Origin of the sequence: Gluconobacter roseus NBRC 3990 (genome assembly GCF_006538885.1) — a bacterium.
GTDB classification, from domain to species: domain Bacteria; phylum Pseudomonadota; class Alphaproteobacteria; order Acetobacterales; family Acetobacteraceae; genus Gluconobacter; species Gluconobacter roseus.
The window spans coordinates 718,269-733,426 of the sequence record NZ_BJLY01000002.1 but is presented as its reverse complement, the minus strand read 5'-3'; the positions used below and the strand labels follow the sequence as shown (position 1 = coordinate 733,426).

The window sequence follows — 15,158 nt, the reverse complement described above, 5'->3', positions numbered from 1 at the left end:
AAGATAGATGGCCGGGCTCGTTGCACCGGCATCATAGTGGGTGTCGAGGTTTGACGCGGTGGTGGCATAGGTCTGGGGATTGGTCGTGGCCGCATTGCCAGAACCCGGAATGACCCATGTATCCACGTCCAGTTGGTCGCACACGGACGCACCGGTAAACGCCGAAGGGCATGGCAGACTGAAGCTCCAGTTGCTCAGCATTCCCGAAAAGCCGTTGACCGCATAGGTGCCGTAGCTGTCGAGACGGTTGACGTAATCCGGCGTAGACACGTTGCTGATGATCGTCTGATGCTGCTTGAGTTTCGCACGATCGGCGGTGGACAAAACTGGAGAAAGCCACACGCTCCCGCTATCGAAAAACACGGAATGCTTTACCCCGTCCGCGCTGGTAAACGCTGCGCTTGCCACAACTTTCGGAGTCGTGCTTTTCGTTCCATTATCGACCACGACAGCATCGAAAGCGTTATAGGATGCGATCTGCGCCCCTGTGGTCGGGCTCAGGCCAGGGCGGTTACCAGTATAGGTGTCCGTCGAGTTCCAGAGGCTCAGACAGGCAGCGAGATTCATCCCGCCTTCATCCTGACAGGTCATGACGACATGGGAACCGCGGCCGGCCGCCAAGCCGCCGATGACAATACCATCGGGGTCAGTCCATGGATCTTCACCTGCCGGGTTGGCCTGTCGGTGAGCAGCGGAAACCTGCATGATGGACTGCCCATCGATCATGGACCGGAAGTTGGATCGTCCCGTATCCAGAAGATCACCCAGCGAAACAGTCGGGGTATCCGCGCCCGGAGTATTGACAGGCGCCGTCACATTCCCGCTCGCATCTGTGCCCGCCACACCGTTGGGGCCGTTCAGCCCATGGATCAGTTCCTGCTTTGACAGCCAAGGACCGCCACCGAAAAAGCTCGTGTCCATGATCGTGGAAGGTGGCCGGGCTGACGCAATACCCCCGGGGGCACAGGATGCCAGCAGGATTGCAGCAGAAAGGCGCTTCATGACTGCACCGCCTTTCCATCGACGGTCGAGAGCCACGCCTTGCTGAGGCACCGCGCCACGACACCGGTGCCTTTGCCAGCGTCCTGCATCGGCGTGCGGCCATCAGTCGCCAGAACAAGCTGGCCATCCGTGCAGGAAGCGGGGAGGGAGGCGACGGGGAGGGCCTGCGAGACCGTCAGAACGACAAGCGGCCGTGAGGGGATGCCTGCGCGCTGCCCTTCGGTGAAGGGCTCGACAGGCATGGCTGCCTGAGACTGCGCGAGTGCAGGCGTGGCGACAATCAAGGGGATGGCAAGCAATAGACGGCGCATGGGCAGCATTCGGAGTTCGAATTGTGCCGCCAGCGCGAGGCATGCCGTGACGAGATTCTAGGACAAAACGAGCCTAGAAAGCAACGCTATAAAGCGATTTGCAGCGCACCCAGATCAAGACGTTAAGAGTGCCTAACATGTGTGAATGAGGAGAAATTTGGCTGCCAACCTGTGGATAGAAATACTACTAAACAAACATCACGAATTAGTGATTGCAGAAAATGGTGTTTTTACGTTTTATCCCCAAGAGAAAACAGATTTTAAATCATTTTATCCTTCTTATTAACGTTATTCACAAAAGAAATTTTCTTTAAATGAAAGAATCCACAGGTGTTTTTGTTTTTTCCACAGAAAAAGACCTTACGCACAGAGAAAAGATCTGGAAAAAAGATAAGATCTGTGAAGCGCAGCTTTCATATCCCGGCTGCGCTTTTAGAGATTAGGAGCGACCTTAAATGACTTTTGTTAGACGCCTCCGCGTTCGCGAAGCAGTTAACGCAAAAGTGGCTCGCGATAACCAAGATCGAAAATCGGCCCGAGCCGCGCTCATTCGCGCAGGATACCTTACGCCGAACGGTGATCTGTCTCCAGCATATGGCGGCCCAGAGCCAAAGAAACGAAATGATCGTCTTCGACATACTGAGTGCCGCATCTAAATCAGATTAGTAGGGTTACATATTTACATGAGTCGGCGCCGCACTTCATTTGTCTTAGGGTACCATGGGTGCGACGCCGAAGTCGGTGAAAAAATCCTTCGAGGCGCGCCGGTTCGGCATAGTGAAGAAGACTATGATTGGCTTGGCCACGGAGCGTATTTTTGGGAAAGTGACCCTGGAAGAGCTTGGATGTGGGCCGACAGCAAGGTCTCGCGAGGAAGTTGCACAGAAGCTTTTGTTGTCGGTGCCATTATTGATTTAGGAAATTGTCTCGACCTAACCGAGCAAGAATGTATCCAGGAACTGTCTGAAGCTTACGCAGGCCTTAAGGCGACATTTTCGCGTTCAGGTAGCGAACTCCCCGCAAACAAAGATCCGCAAAAATTTCCGTCTGGCGATAAATTACAGCGCTACCTCGATTGCGCAGTTATCAATTATCTATGCGAGGCAATGGAAGAAATGGGGGAAATGGTAGATCCTTACGACACTGTGAGAGGCTTATTTGTCGAAGGCTCCCCAGCCTATCCTGGCGCCGGCTTCTATGCACTGACGCATACACAAATTGCTGTGAGGCGTCCGGAATGTATAATTGGAACCTTCAGAGTTCATAGAGAGCGTGAGGCAGACGAGCTGTCAGTTGCTTCCTTGCGCGAGAAGACAGAAGTAGAGGCTTAAAAAAGCCGCCCCAAAGGGCGGCTCCGTAGTCAGGCGCAGAGCTTCGCTCCTACGCGCTCATTCCGGCGCTCGAAAGCATCTGCGCATTCGTCAAACACACCGCGCCCTTTGCTCCGCTTGAGGGCAACGTAAGGGAACTGCCGAAGGAACTCAGTTTTGGCGGCTCGGGCGTCCTCCGTTTTCGGCTGATAGTCCTCAATCTCATACCAAAGATCCGCAGCCGCCTGGTCTGCCGGGACCCCATTGTAACGCAGAGCCGTCCAACGGTTCATCTCGTTGATCAGCATGGCGTCTGACGTGATGAGCGGCTCGCACATCCTCACGGCCTGCTCCTGACGCTCTGCCGTTGCCAGCGGCACGTAGCTCATGACACCGGCTCCGGCTTCTTGGTGAAAGGGGACGCCTCCATTTCCATCAGGTCCGGATCAATCTTCGCTCCCGGCACGATCTGGGCCAACTTTGCCAGACCTTTCGGCAGGACCTTCACCGTGTCGCGGGTCTTTTCCTCGCCATTGCCGTCTGTATAGGTGCCGATCTTGTGCCAGAGATACCCGGCATCAATCTTGCCCTGATAAGCAAGCCAGTTCTTTGTTCCGTTGCGGCGATAGATCCACTGTGACGTGGCCATGAACGCAATCAGCGCCTTGGGCTTGATCTGGAGGATCTTGGCCGCTTCCGTCAGGCCGTATGAACCGTCCGCCGTGCTGATGCGGTCGAGGGCGGCGGCTTTTGGGGTGACAACTGCAAGAGCCTTTTCCTGCGCCTCGATTTTCTCCTGTTGATCGGCGGCAAGAAGCAGGGCTTCGCGGAAGGAGGTGGGGACGGCGGGGGTTTGCGCCACCGTGGCGCGATCTTCCAGTTCCATCCAGCGGTCGATAATCTTGGCGCGAACCTCATCATTATATCCAGAAACAACAACCAGCGTATCGCGCTTGGTTAGGTCATAGACCTCTGTTGGGCGTCCACCTTTCTCGGGCCGATAGGTCCGGGTAGTTTTACGACTTTCCCGTAAAACCCCGTTTTCAAAGAGGCGCTCAATCGTAGCGACAACATCGTTGTGGCGTGCCCCGCAGATGTCAGCGACCTCACGAGAAGACATAGTAGGAGCGCCATTCGAGAGAGCGCTGGAAATCGCGAGGGCTTGTGTGTTATTCGTCACTTTCGTGTTCCTTCACTGGTTCACTCGGAGACGGAAGAGGGCGTGCTGCCAGGCTGTGCCTCTTCCGTCTCTTCTTTGTCCATTTCTCGCCGAAGCAAAAATGAGATGTGCGCACCAACTGTGCGCTCCTGATGCCTTGCGCAGCGTCGAAGAAATTCCATGACGCTTGGCTCTAGGCGGATGTGAATTTGAGGATAGTTTCTGCTCATAGCTCCTATCACCGTGTTACTCATATACCGGTATCACCGTGATACGATTGCGGTCAATAGCACCGTGATATAAAAATCCGATATGGCTAGAGGCGACCCAATGATCCACGTCCGAGTGACGGATGAACTAAAATCCCGCCTTGAGAGCGCCGCCCAAGGATCTGGGCGTTCCATGAATGCAGAGATTTCGCAGAGACTAGAAGAGAGCCTTTATTTATCAAAAATGGCGCATGCTCTTGAGAGCAGCTCCCATCTGACAGATGGCGAGCGAGCTTTAGTTCAGTCTTTCCGGAGCATGAGTCAGGATGAACGGAGAGCTGTCTTGGCGCTTTTGAATAAACTCAGCAGTTCTAGTAGTTGACCCGAATCCTCTTGGAATGAAATTATGTGTTACATTCCAAGGAAACGAACATGAGAAAATATTCAGTTATCTTCTTATTTTGTGCACTATTTTTCTCAAATAGAGCCTATTCCAAAATAAATCCCAATGCAGAACTTGGAGTATATGGCGCAGGAATGATGCTGTGCGAAGAGTGGATTGAAAATGACCAGAGACAAAGGGATTTCACAGCAGAGGCATGGGTAGCTGGAGCATATACAGGCTATGAGAATGCTTGCAGACTTATGGGAGGGAATTGCGTAAACGGAAAGCTTACTGATATGAGCCAGTTATATTTGAGAGCAAAAGCATATTGTCGAATGAATCCAAATAAGAGAATTGCGGATTCTGCGTTAGGTACTTGGCTTGAAATAGTAAAGGATCCAAACTCTTTGTAATGGATCATTGACCCGACTCCGCACTGCCGAGGAGGGCGGGGGATGAGTTTGACTCGAATCCAATGAATACTGTCTGCTGTCTTTGAAATTAATCGAAAGGTATACAAAGTGCCTTACTACAAAGACTGCAAAGATTTTATTCAGCTAAATTCTTTGGATGGAAGACAGTTCGATTTAACGTATGGAGTGAGTACTCCCGCACCAAAAGCGGGAATTTATCGCTGTACAGCGTGCGGACATGAGATTGCTATTGCGCAAGGCCATATGCTGCCGCCGGATAGCACTGAGCATCACCCAACGCACAACCTATTAGTCAATACGTATCGGCCGTACGGATGGCAACTTGTCGCGCAGGCACGGCACGTTCACGACCACCCCTAATCAGGGAATGAACCTGATAATATCAATCGGCGTCTGACGTGGGGCCAGCGCCTGCGCATTCTTTTCAGGCGTGGGCCAGATCATAGGTGCCAATTCGGCAACCCACTTGGCTACAGCATGAACCTTGTTAGGTGGCACATTTGCAGCGATGAAATCTGCCACCTTCAAGGTGTCAGCATCGATCTCAGCATGTAAGTGATAAGCGCGTTTTTCATTATCCATGCTTTCGATTCTAGTTTTGTTCCGCGCGTCAGTACAAGCGAAAAACGTTGCTCAAAGCGCAGTAAACTGAGATAATTGCTGCCATGATCTTCTTCTGGATCGCTGCGGCGATTATCGGCCTCTTCGCGGTCAACTGGCTGCTACTGCTCAACGCGGAGCCAGGCACCGACAAACACGCTGAGCGCTCAATCGCCACTTACCTGACCGGCGGTTTCATCCTTTTCTGGGTCATATGGTTCTTCCGGCTTTGCTTCGACTGGACCGATCACGTCCCGGCTGACCAGTTCTATGCGGTCCGAAACCACCGCATCTTCAGCACACTCCTGATCGTTGCATGCGCTCTGTTCTTCCCACGCATCATTCGCGGCACACGGCGCATCTGGGCGCGCAATCGGACACGGCCGCCGATCTCGTGGTGGTGCGCGCTGCCTTACGGGTGCGGGTGGGGACTGCTGATGACGGTGTTTCTTTTCTCGGGGCCATTCATGAACCCGCCCCATGACTGGGCGGTTGTGTGGGTTGGGCTGATCCTCGTCTGGGGCTTCCTCGCCCTGTTCCATGGCCTCAACGCCTTCAATAACTGGCTGGATCGGCGCAAGAAACAGGACGTGTCCTTTCTGGAATGAGGCTATTGGCCCAGAAGCCAGTTCCGGACGATCTGGTCCCCGGTCGGCACCGCTGCAGCGTAAGGCGCTCCGGCTTTTGCCGCATTCACCAAGCCGCCAAGCAACGCATTTCGAGGCGTGCCCGGTGACACCTCGCTCCGGCGAAGAAGGCTGTTCTTGAGCGCATTGCTGTTCAGATAGGTGCGGGCCGCTTCCTTCGCCACGCCTCGCCCTGCCATTGCCCCAAGCACGCCAGCAGCCGCGCCCAGTTCATGCCCCGTAATGGCAGCAGGGATTGCACTCAATGCGATTTCCGCTCCAAGCCTGGGGGCTGTGCCAGAGTTCGGCGGCGCTTTCAGGAAAGCCTGCCCAATATCGGCCAGGTCCCCCAGATCACCGGCGCCACGCCGTGCACGGCTCTTGAAGGACTTGTTGACTGCGCCCTGGAGGAGGGCCGGGCTGATTGCTCCGCTCTCGTCTGCCTTCATAGCGAGAGGTTCGATCGTCTTCAGGTTCTTGTACTGGCGGCGCGCGTCCTTCAGTTCGCCCAGAAGATCCGTGCGCCCGCCTGCGGTCAGAGAGCGCTCCATCGCATCATCGAACGCATCTCGGACGCGCCCGGCATAATAAGCGACGTTCGGGTTGTTGGACCGCATGGCACGGGCGAGGGGCGCGCCTTGCCGGGTGAGCGCCTGATATTGTGGCCCGCTGATCTCTCCGGTCGCCGCTTTGCTCATGATGTTGTTGATCTGGTTGACGATCGGTGTGACTTCCTGCTCGGGCAACACCTGCCGCGCTTCATCAGCAATGGCGCCAAGGTCGCTCCCGAACTGGTTGTCAGCCTTGATGATCGTGTTGGCCGCCACATGGTCGAAGCGGTTCCCAAGCGCATTGTGTGCATCATCGATCACGTCTGGCGTTAGACGGTCGCTGTCCTGCCCGAAGGTGCGCGAGACGGCGCGCGTGAACTGGCTGCGCTGCTCCGGTGATACGATGCCGCCATTCGCCACGTCTGACAGATAAGCCATGTTCCGGCTGGTGCTGATCTGTGGCGCCTTGAGGTCGATCCCCAGTTCTTCCGCCCGCCGCGCCAGAGCCGCCCGTTCCGGTGAGACTGCCCCGCCTGTGAACGCTTCAACGGCACCGCGCGTGATCGGCTTGGCCAACGACAACGCCCCGCCCGTCAACACGCCGCCGATTGCTCCGTCGCGCAATGCCTGCCCGATGGGCTGGCCTGTTTCGCTGTCCGTCGCAGCATTGGCCGCCGCGCCACCGCCAGCCATTCCCAAGAGCGCGCCTCCGACCTGTGAGACCTTCTCGCCCGCCCCAAGCGCTCCAAGAGCACGAGCGCCCAGACGAGCTGCTTGTAGTTCAGCCCCGCCAACCGGAATTGCTGATACAGCCAGATTTCCGCCGATCCTGCCCAGCTTGGCTGAGAGACTTCCGCCATAGTCCTGATCGTACTGCTTACGGGCGGCATCCTCATGGTCAACCGCGCCTTGGAGGGCATGGACGCCAGCTTTTCCCAGGAGCCAGTTGGCACCATCAAGGCCGCTATCAACAACGTCCCACCCTCCGCGCGCTGCTCCCTTAAGCGCATTCCGCTCCCAGCTCTGCTTCTCATAGGCTGGGGTCGTGTCGGCCGGTGCACTCATCGGAGCCGGGGTCTGCGAGACCTTCGGCGCCGACAGACCCCACATCCGGTCCAACTCTTCATCACTCGGGCCAGACTGTGCGGGGGCAGGGGCCGTCTTCGCGGGCTCGCCACTCAGGCCCCACATCTTGTCCAAGGCGGCATCATCAGTCTGTGCGTCTGCGGGCTTCTTGGCCACGGTCTGCGTCTCCGGCTTGTGATAGGCCGCCGCCACCCGGCCAACATAGGCTTTGGTCTCGTCGTTGTTCCAATGCGCCCGGTCGGTCCCGGCATTGTAAGCCCGGAGCGCGTCCGGGAGATTGCCGTACCGGTCCAGATTTTCGCGCATGAGCCGGGCCGCGCCATAGATCGACTGCACCGGGTCGGTCGGATCAATGCCGAGGCTGCGCGCCGTCTCGGGCATGAACTGCATGTGCCCGACTGCCCCGGCACGAGACCGGGCGTTGGGATCATCCGTCGGATCTTCCACCTGGTGCACGGCGCGCAGAACTTCGGGATCAACGCCCCAATACTGGCCCGCACCCTCATAATGGCGGTCGAGGTCGGCCATCAGTTCGGTGCCTGCACCAGGCCGGTTGCCATGGCGCCCCGGAGTTCAGACCGGAACGCCTGCCGCTGCTTACCGTCCATGCTCGACCAAAGGCGCGCGCGCTGCTCAGGCGTCATGATGTCGAACATAAACGCACGGGCATCTTTCTTGGTCGTGTAGTCGTTCTGGAACGCGGGCCATTCGTTGGCATGTACCTGCGCAGCTGTGCCGGGGTACTGCTGGTGGAAGGCCAGATAGGCGGCGTTGGCGCGCCGATCCAGTGCGATATTCGCCCGCAAAGCATCCTGCGCCGCGAGATTATTGATGTGCGTCGATGGGTTGCCTGCCAATGCCGTAGCCAACTGGGCATCGCTATGCGCGGCCCCCGGCTGGCTGGCCGCAAGCTGGGTCAGGTATTTGTTGGCCTCATCATACGCTGCCGCCTTGTCGGATGGCGTTGTCATGCCGAGGGAGACGGCGACGTTCACGATCCGGTTGTGCAGTTCTGCGGGCTTTCCAGAGGCTGGCGAAATCTCCTGAAGAAGCTGGAGAGCCTTCTGGGAGCGGTACATCCGATCGCCAAATCCTGCTGAGAGTTGCCCGGCCTGTCCGAACTGGTCACCGGCTGCATGGCCAGCAACCTCGGCAGCAGCACGCTGAGATTCTACCTGTCCCGCTGCCGGCGCGGCCTGATACCCCGGATTTGCAGGCTGGGCCGTCGGATACCGCCCGGACCCCATGACCTCGGGCGGGACGGTCGGGCGCCCCTGCGCTCCGCCGACCACCTGCTCACGCCTGACGTAACTGCGCGACCCATCAGGATTGATGATTTCGGTGGGCGCCGCGTTGAACTCCGGCGAGGTCTGACGCTGCACGCCTGTTGCGGGCGTAAACGCACCCCCATCCATGCCGGACGCCTGCGTTCCGGTCTGGATCGTCTGGCCATCGTCCACGCTCGTGGGCGTACCGAAAGTCTGCGAAATCTGCTCATGGCCGGGAAGGGTAGATGTTGCCAGCGTTTTGATCGCCTCCGAACGTTGGGCAGCCGTTGGCAGTGAGAGCAGCCCCCTTGTCGCCGTCTCAATCTGGTCACGGGCACCTGGGGTCAGCCGCGCAATGAATGCGCCCGTGCCGCGGATATTGGCATCTGTCGGATTTTCAGCCGCACGAATGAATGCGCCAGCCGCCGCATTACGAGCATGTTCCTGAAAGGAAAGCTGCTCGTCCTGATTGAGGACATCATCATGTCGGGATGCATTCTGCTCATGAAGCGCTGCCGCTGCTCCATAGGCGGCATCAGGGTCGCGCGCCATCGTGGCCCGCGCCTTCGCGTAATCCACGCGGCCAGATGCATCAGTGGCGCCGAGCAGGGCATTCCCTTGAGCAAGCTTGGCCTTCTGTCCCAGAAGCGCGTTCTGGTATTCCAGCGCCTGGTTCCGAACAGCCTGTGCGGCTGCAATGTTCTGGAGCTGATTGGTCTGGGGCTGAACCGTGCCCTGGCCGATGCCGAGAAGCGCATTGGCGCCCGTGTCGAATAGGCCTGCCATATCAAGCACTCTCCCCAAAGTACTTGGAATACTGAGAGTTGGCCGAAGATGTGCCCGCTCCATTGAGCAGGGCGTTGTATGCAGCGTAATTGCTGCCATAACCTGACGCCTGATTGCCTAGACTGGTCAGGCCGTTGGTCAGGCTATTTGCCATCGATGTTGTTCCCGCCATGTTGGCCCCCACGCCAGCGAGCGCAGCCTGTGCCGAGAGGCTGGCCGTGTTCGTAGCATTGCCCGCGCTGGCCGATGCCGCGTTGGCTCCAGTCCCGAGCAGAGAGTTTTGCCGGTTGAACGTATTGGTCAGATTGCCCTGGGCAGCATTGTTCGCAGAAAGCTGGTCGTTGAACTGGTTCTGATACGTGCTGTCAGCGAGGCCGCTGGCGTATGTCTCCGCGCCTTTCAAAGCTGCGCCACTGTTTGCCAAACCCCGAGCCGCTGCGCTGTTCGTCGCGGCCTGCTCGCCCTGTGACAGATTCCATGCATATCCGGGCGTCTGCTCGAGCGTCGTCTGGTTCAGGGCGTTGGTGGCGTTGTTGATGTAGCTGTCGTCGGTCGAATTGTACGCCCCGTTGTCATACATGCTGCCGATCAGCTTGTTCCCAACTGAAACATACGGGTTCAGGTAATCTTGAGCCGCCGCGCCAGATGCCGAAAGGGCCTGTGCCTGTCCTGAGCCAGTTTTCGCCGCCTTGTTCATGGCGGATTTTTCCATCGCCATCTGAGCGGCAGTCGTTGCAGCCGTGGTGGCGGCTTGAACACCCTGTCCAACTCCGAACATGTCATCAAAGCAAACGCCCGGCATATAATCCTGAGCCGCTGCGGACGCGGGGTGCCACCTCATTGCGGGCGCTCCATTCGATATGTGACGTGATGGCGCACAATCCCATCAGGGCAGCGCGCGTCTATTTCGCCCCAGCGCTCAAAGCCAAGGGCATGCATGGTGAAGCGGGCGGACTTTTTGTCATCCGGGATCGCGGCAATCATCAGGTCGGACGGCTGGGTTTCCCACCACCAGTCCCGGATCTTGCGCATGGCCGCAATCGCGGCTTTCCCGCGCAATTCGGGAACAACGGCTTGGTGGCATTCATGAACGCGGCACTGAACCGTTCGGAACCCGACAACGATCCCGGGCAACGTGACAACAAGCCGGTCCTGCACGTCAGCGATCCGGCCGCGCTCTCCGTAAATGGCGGGCTGCGTGATGATGGAATTGATGGCGTCGATGTCGTTGATGCGTGCGCCTGGGATGTCCGGAATGGTGAAGATCACGACACCACAAACCCGTTCAGGATCATCGCCAGACCGTCACCGGTTGCAGTGAGCGTATCGCCAGCGGCCAGAGAAAAAGCCGCCAGTTCCGGTGGAATGGCGCTGCTATTGGCAGGGATGGATCGGCCGACAATCACCGGAAATATCCCACCGGCCTTGCGCGTCACATTCACCGCAAGGGTGATGGCTGCCGCTGTACCGTTCGCCACAACGGCGGTTGTGATTGTCGTGCTTGATCCAGATCCTGTCGCGACCGTCTGGGACGTTGCGGTCAGGTTGATGCCTGGCTGGATTGCAGAAGAAGTGACGGCCATATCTGACTTTGCGCGGCCATGAGTGCCGCATCATCAAGAGATTGTGCCGTCTTTGCCGCTTGGGCGCTCGACGTGAGCAGCGTCATGATTAGCACGTCCTCTGCTGCTTTCAAAGCAGATTGCGCGTCTGCCACAGCGTCATCGGCAGTTTCCTGCGCTTTAGTGGCGGCTGCCACCCCAGCATCGGCTGTGCTTTGCGCTGCTGCGGCGGAAGCTTGGGCGGCTGAAGCAGCAGCCTGCGAGGCGCTGGCCGTTTCTTGTGCGGTCTGGGCCGTCTCTTGCGCTATCTGCGCGTCTGATTCCGCCTGGGCCGCCTTTTCAATAGCAGTTTCTGTCTGCTGCTCATCGTAAACTGAATCAACGCCCTGCTCTTTGCCCGTGCGATTGAAGAGCGACAGCATGAAGCGCTGGAACGTGACCGTCATGTTGCGATTGTTGTCAACGACCGGACCTGCCGGGAACGGCATATAGTAGTTTGATTTCGAGATATCGGTCATGACGTTACCTGATCGGCAACGATGAATGCACCCATCAAGGAGAATGTCCCGCCGATCCACGTCAGGCGATAAACGCGGTCGCGGGCCATGCCTAGGCGCCACAGGGTAGGCCAGAAATTGTCGGTCGAACCAAGCGTGAGAAGGCGCGGAGGTCCGAATGTTTTGCCTCGATCATCTGACCAGTCCACCGAGACCGCAATGCCGCTTCCGTTCTGCGCGTCGAGCATTAATTTGCGGTGGATCATGCGAGACCCGTCGCCGATCAGGTGAGGGAAAGAGCGCTGTCTTTCGATTGGCCGACCGTTCTCGTTATCCGCATCGAGCGACACCTCGTAGATCGCGCCACTCTCGAAATCCCCTGCAAACACTTTTCCGTAAGCGTTGGCCCATGCGTTGGCGCGTGTGCGAACCTCGTACCCGGTGACAGGATCTCGACCCTTGCGCTCGTGCCACAGGCTCGTGGAAAGGTCATAGACCCACGTTGTGCCCGTCGTCGGAAAGGTGAGAACGTAAAACGTATGGCCTTCCAGCTGGTAGATATTCCCGATTGCGTCCGCGCAATCAGCATATCCCTGAATGGCATGGTCGATCGCGAACGTGCTGACCGGACTGGCTTCTGTTCCCTGTCCCATATAGACGCGGGGCAAGCCAGTGTTGTCGCATCCAAGCCACAGAACGCTCCCGCCGTTGGAGCAGATCGAATAAGGCGCAACACATCCGGCGCTGATCGTGAGTGATGGGATGCGCTGGAACGGGAAATCAGCTGCCCCGGAAGTATACCAGAGTTCCGTCTCCTGTGACCCGAATAACCAAATGGTCTGCCCGACTACATCAACGCCAACAATCGTATCTGGATAGCTGGTCTTACTCGCCACATAAAGGCTGTCGAAGGGCGTTGTCGCCTCATCGATAAACTGTGCGGGCCCGACATACCAGTTGGTCGTTTCTGGGTTCGTATAGAGGAAAAACGTATCGAGGATGGAGATCGTTTGCGAACCATAAAAGGCCGCATCCACGATCTGGGTCAGGCTCCCGTAAAGCCCTTGCTGAGGCTTGGAAGGAAGACTGCAATACCATCCGCCTTTTGCCGTTCCGTCTACGATAAACAACGTGGTGCCGTTGTCCTGCATCCGTATTTGCGACGTGCCGCCCGCAATGCTGCCGATCTTCGTGGTGTTTCCCGTAGCATGTACGACATAAACACCTGCGTTTACGGCTGCGATCAGGTCGCCTTGTGTGGACTGGTACAGGCAACGAACAGCGCCGGTTTCCGTCTGGGTAAATGGCACCAGGCCCGGCGTAGGATAATGCGCAAACTGGATCGGTTCCCCTTCCTGCGAGGGGAGCGGCGCTGGATAGAGGTTGAGACAGCGCTGCGCTGCGAGAGCCGTGCTTCGGGCCTGGTATGAGCCGCCTGTTAGGTTAAGGCGAGGCATAGTCGCTGTTCCCCGTACCGTTTTCCAGCCAGATCATATCCCAATACTTTAGCGTCGGGACGGTGAACGAGATATACCATCCCCCAGCATCGCTTCCCGAGGTATAATTCAACTGCTGCGGCTTGCCGTGATTGATGTCCGGACTGGCGACATAGAGATTGCCGATCGATCCTGTCCCGGTTCGATACATCTTCACGTTGATGTTGCTCTGCATTGCGGCCGCTGGATAGTTCCCGTTTGGATCCTGCACGTCTCCCATCTGGGTCGCGTTCATGCTTGTGAAGTTGATCAGATGCAGGATGTCGAAGCCGCTGCGATGGAACTCAAGCTGCCAGACATTGCCGGCCGTCGCCGTGATGTTGCTGGAAACCCCGGTGACGGCTGAATGCGTATTGGTGCTGTCCGAGACGTTGTCGCGCAGTAGCTTCTCATAAGCCACGCCAAATGTCTGGTAGTCGTATTCGGCCTGGATGAACGCGGGCGTCGTACCGACTGTCATCCAGAACGGGTAGTCGTCATTGGAGATGAAGCGATCGCCGTCCGTCAGCCAGTTATGATGTGCGCCGGACGCCATGATTGAGGCTTCCAGATACAGCGCGCCCGGCAGCCCGAATGTGCATTTGGTGAGCGGAGCACTCTGGCACTGACTCTGATTTCCCAGAGCCTTATCAAGGCCCATATCCCAATCAAGCCCAACATTATGCGGCTTGCGATTGGCCCAGCTCCAGACGTTGCGCGACAGCGTATGGAACCCATCGTAGGAGGTGATGTCGTCGGGATGATCCCAGACCTCGCGGAAGTGGTAGGCTTCGTGTGAATTGGTCGCCTGGTCCTGCTCCAGCCAGGAAGCGGCGCCATTCAAAACGACAGGCGCGTTCAGCGCGGACACCGCCATGTTCGTGAAGCCGGACAGCATGTGGGAATAGTCGATCCCGTGGCCCTGGAAGTTATAAAGCTGCGGCTGCGTTCCGTAGGTATCAATGAAGACGCCATCAAAGCCATATTTCTTCAGCCACAAGCTGACCTGCTGGGCCCAATATGCCTGCCAATTCGTGTTTGTCGGGTCCATCAGGCCGATGCTTGAGGTAGCGGCTGAACCCCCGCCAAAGCTTGCCATGTCAGTCAGCTTGCACGCGCCGCCGCAGGTGTAGTTTAGGAACATGCCCCACTGAAGCTGAACGCCTGAACCATCATTCAGGAAGTTCGGCTGCACCGCATCGGAGTTTACTGAATACATCGGGATATAAGCCAGCGTTCCCATACCGAGGTTATGAGCCGCCCCGATGCTACGCATGATAAGGCGCTGGTCCTGAGTCAACTGGTCCCCGTTCACATACACCATGCTGTCAACGTAAGGCCGGTGCCAGCGATAGATCATGTTGAAGAACTGCAAGTTGTTGCAGTGCCAGGCGTTGAAATCTGCCGCGTTCGCCTCGGGCGAAGATGTGACCTGAGGAGAATGATAAGGCCAGCCGGTCCATGTCGCCGTCAGCCAGCACTGGCGCGGGTAAGTGGTCCAGTCTGGGGAAACATCCAAAGCCGTTGTCTGTTCGTCAACAACGCCTGCCGATCCACTTGCGGCGATATCGACAAGATACCCCCGGTAGTCGCCATTCTGGGGAACGGGGATGGATAAGGTAACGGTCTGCGTCGCGCCCACCGGGATCGAGTTGACCACAACGGTTATAGGCGCGCCGATCTGGCTGCCCCGGCCCGTAATATTCGCCGTCAACCTGCCCGAGAACGAAGACTGCAAAGTGTTGTGCAAAGTCACTGTGACTGTTGCTGTGGCGCCCTGGGAATAGATTGCCCGATCAGAGTTGATCGACTGGATCAGGCCCCCGGTCAGTATCGGCATGGCACGGGCGCAGGGTGCGATCAGAAGCAGCGCCGCGAGAATGAGTTTCTTCATGCG

General features: G+C 57.5%; 17 protein-coding genes. 4 read left to right on the top strand and 13 right to left on the bottom strand.

Annotated features, from left to right (window positions below; genetic code table 11):
* The coding region (locus tag GRO01_RS07480) for a hypothetical protein (RefSeq protein WP_141306913.1) at positions 1 to 1,002 on the bottom strand (1,002 nt) is incomplete at its 3' end.
* Positions 999 to 1,313 carry a hypothetical protein gene (locus tag GRO01_RS07475; protein WP_062509884.1) on the bottom strand — a complete coding sequence of 105 codons (315 nt, stop codon included), beginning with the start codon at positions 1,311 to 1,313 and terminating at the stop codon, positions 999 to 1,001. The genes GRO01_RS07475 and GRO01_RS07480, both read right to left, overlap by 4 nt.
* Positions 1,314 to 1,996: 683 nt before the next feature.
* Here GRO01_RS07475 and GRO01_RS07470 point away from each other — a divergent pair.
* Positions 1,997 to 2,644 carry a hypothetical protein gene (locus GRO01_RS07470; RefSeq protein WP_197032604.1) on the top strand — a complete coding sequence of 216 codons (648 nt, stop codon included), beginning with the start codon at positions 1,997 to 1,999 and terminating at the stop codon, positions 2,642 to 2,644.
* A 29-nt stretch (positions 2,645 to 2,673) separates the two neighbouring features.
* Here the strand turns inward: GRO01_RS07470 and GRO01_RS07465 are convergent, their stop codons facing one another.
* Positions 2,674 to 3,012, bottom strand: a complete 339-nt coding sequence (locus GRO01_RS07465) for a hypothetical protein (protein ID WP_062509888.1) — start codon at positions 3,010 to 3,012, stop codon at positions 2,674 to 2,676.
* Complete coding sequence (locus tag GRO01_RS07460) at positions 3,009 to 3,803, bottom strand: phage antirepressor KilAC domain-containing protein (protein WP_141306911.1); 795 nt, start codon at positions 3,801 to 3,803, stop codon at positions 3,009 to 3,011. The genes GRO01_RS07465 and GRO01_RS07460 overlap by 4 nt, the downstream gene beginning before the upstream one ends.
* A gap of 291 nt (positions 3,804 to 4,094) precedes the next feature.
* Here GRO01_RS07460 and GRO01_RS13825 point away from each other — a divergent pair, with 291 nt between their 5' ends.
* The gene (locus GRO01_RS13825; protein ID WP_083541382.1) at positions 4,095 to 4,373 is read left to right on the top strand and encodes an Arc family DNA-binding protein; all 279 of its coding nucleotides are present in this window, start codon (positions 4,095 to 4,097) and stop codon (positions 4,371 to 4,373) included.
* Positions 4,374 to 4,423: 50 nt separating this feature from the next.
* The gene (locus GRO01_RS07450; RefSeq protein WP_141306909.1) at positions 4,424 to 4,789 is read left to right on the top strand and encodes a hypothetical protein; all 366 of its coding nucleotides are present in this window, start codon (positions 4,424 to 4,426) and stop codon (positions 4,787 to 4,789) included.
* A gap of 381 nt (positions 4,790 to 5,170) precedes the next feature.
* Here the strand turns inward: GRO01_RS07450 and GRO01_RS07445 are convergent, their stop codons facing one another.
* On the bottom strand, positions 5,171 to 5,392 hold the full coding sequence (locus tag GRO01_RS07445; protein ID WP_062509892.1) for a hypothetical protein: 222 nt from the start codon (positions 5,390 to 5,392) through the stop codon (positions 5,171 to 5,173).
* Positions 5,393 to 5,475: 83 nt separating this feature from the next.
* Between GRO01_RS07445 and GRO01_RS07440 the strand changes: the two genes are divergently transcribed.
* Positions 5,476 to 6,018 (top strand): hypothetical protein, encoded by a 543-nt coding sequence (locus GRO01_RS07440; RefSeq protein ID WP_062509894.1) that lies wholly within the window; start codon positions 5,476 to 5,478, stop codon positions 6,016 to 6,018.
* A 2-nt stretch (positions 6,019 to 6,020) separates the two neighbouring features.
* Here the strand turns inward: GRO01_RS07440 and GRO01_RS07435 are convergent, their stop codons facing one another.
* From GRO01_RS07435 to GRO01_RS07400, 8 genes are read right to left on the bottom strand one after another with little or no spacing between them, the layout of a single operon-like run.
* Positions 6,021 to 8,201, bottom strand: a complete 2,181-nt coding sequence (locus GRO01_RS07435; RefSeq protein WP_062509896.1) for a lytic transglycosylase domain-containing protein — start codon at positions 8,199 to 8,201, stop codon at positions 6,021 to 6,023.
* A complete protein-coding gene (locus tag GRO01_RS07430) occupies positions 8,201 to 9,727 on the bottom strand; it encodes a hypothetical protein (protein WP_062509898.1) in 1,527 nt (508 codons plus the stop codon). Before GRO01_RS07430 ends, GRO01_RS07435 begins: the two co-directional genes overlap by 1 nt.
* 1 nt (position 9,728) lies before the next feature.
* Entirely contained in the window at positions 9,729 to 10,568 is an 840-nt protein-coding gene (locus GRO01_RS07425; protein WP_141306907.1) for a hypothetical protein, read from the bottom strand.
* Complete coding sequence (locus tag GRO01_RS07420; RefSeq protein ID WP_062509902.1) at positions 10,565 to 10,996, bottom strand: DUF2824 family protein; 432 nt, start codon at positions 10,994 to 10,996, stop codon at positions 10,565 to 10,567. The genes GRO01_RS07425 and GRO01_RS07420 overlap by 4 nt, the downstream gene beginning before the upstream one ends.
* The gene (locus tag GRO01_RS07415) at positions 10,993 to 11,310 is read right to left on the bottom strand and encodes a hypothetical protein (RefSeq protein ID WP_141306905.1); all 318 of its coding nucleotides are present in this window, start codon (positions 11,308 to 11,310) and stop codon (positions 10,993 to 10,995) included. Before GRO01_RS07415 ends, GRO01_RS07420 begins: the two co-directional genes overlap by 4 nt.
* Positions 11,268 to 11,807 (bottom strand): hypothetical protein, encoded by a 540-nt coding sequence (locus GRO01_RS07410; RefSeq protein WP_062509906.1) that lies wholly within the window; start codon positions 11,805 to 11,807, stop codon positions 11,268 to 11,270. The genes GRO01_RS07415 and GRO01_RS07410 overlap by 43 nt, the downstream gene beginning before the upstream one ends.
* Positions 11,804 to 13,243 (bottom strand): packaged DNA stabilization protein, encoded by a 1,440-nt coding sequence (locus GRO01_RS07405; RefSeq protein ID WP_062509908.1) that lies wholly within the window; start codon positions 13,241 to 13,243, stop codon positions 11,804 to 11,806. Before GRO01_RS07405 ends, GRO01_RS07410 begins: the two co-directional genes overlap by 4 nt.
* Positions 13,230 to 15,155, bottom strand: a complete 1,926-nt coding sequence (locus tag GRO01_RS07400; RefSeq protein ID WP_062509909.1) for a glycoside hydrolase family 66 protein — start codon at positions 15,153 to 15,155, stop codon at positions 13,230 to 13,232. The genes GRO01_RS07405 and GRO01_RS07400 overlap by 14 nt, the downstream gene beginning before the upstream one ends.
* Between the last annotated feature and the right edge of the window lie 3 nt (positions 15,156 to 15,158).